Here is an 815-nt window from a genome sequence, read left to right on the forward strand (position 1 = left end):
GCCAATCCGTTTGATGAAGTCACACTATCAAAGCCTTCAAATCTGGCTGGGCAGGATTTAGCGCGTCAGCGCTGGCAACCGCATCAACTTAAACACGTTCTGCAATCGCAAGACTTTATCGATAAACATCCCGACTTTAAGTGGATAACGCTGTTGATGCTCTATCATGGCCTACGCCCATCAGAGGCTTGTCAGCTCCATAGCCATGATATAACCGACATAGACGGCCTAGCTGTCATCCACGTCACCAATGAGGGCATCACTCAACAGCTCAAGACGGCGCAATCCAAGCGCACCGTTCCATTGCATAAAAAGCTAATTGAATTGGGCTTTATCGATTTCGTCAAAAGCCTTACTGACCGAACATCAAAAAATAAGCCCTTGTTTGGCTACCCACCCAGCAGTGACGGTGTTTGGTCGCACAAGTTCTGCCGTGAATTTTGCAAACTACTCGGCCAGCTCAACTTCATTGCCGGTAAACGACCAACCGCATATTCATTTCGGCACACCTTTATAGATGAACTCAAACAGCTGCAAATCGAAGAATCAATGGTGGCGCAAATTGTCGGACACGCTTATCACAACATCACTTATGGACGATACGGCAAGCAATATGATGTGAAAACACTCAAACCTGTGGTGGATAAAGTCGAATTCGCGCTGAACTTGTCCCAGATAATATAGAAAGTGGCATTGTATAAGAGGATTTCTGCTGAAAATATTAACCGTAGAGTGCCAATCATAGCCACTCTCAGCAAATTCTGAGTGCGTTTACACGCCAAAATTTGCTCTCACAGCACCCGCAATCAGCCTGA

At 46.0% G+C, this 815-nt stretch carries 1 protein-coding gene; it reads left to right on the forward strand.

All coding sequences use genetic code 11. The features are described from left to right. A partial coding sequence (locus tag L2717_RS18065) for a site-specific integrase (RefSeq protein WP_248938138.1) occupies window positions 1-684 on the forward strand: 684 nt, incomplete at its 5' end. Window positions 685-815: the final 131 nt, after the last annotated feature.

This window comes from Shewanella glacialipiscicola, assembly GCF_023283485.1.
GTDB lineage: Bacteria > Pseudomonadota > Gammaproteobacteria > Enterobacterales > Shewanellaceae > Shewanella > Shewanella glacialipiscicola.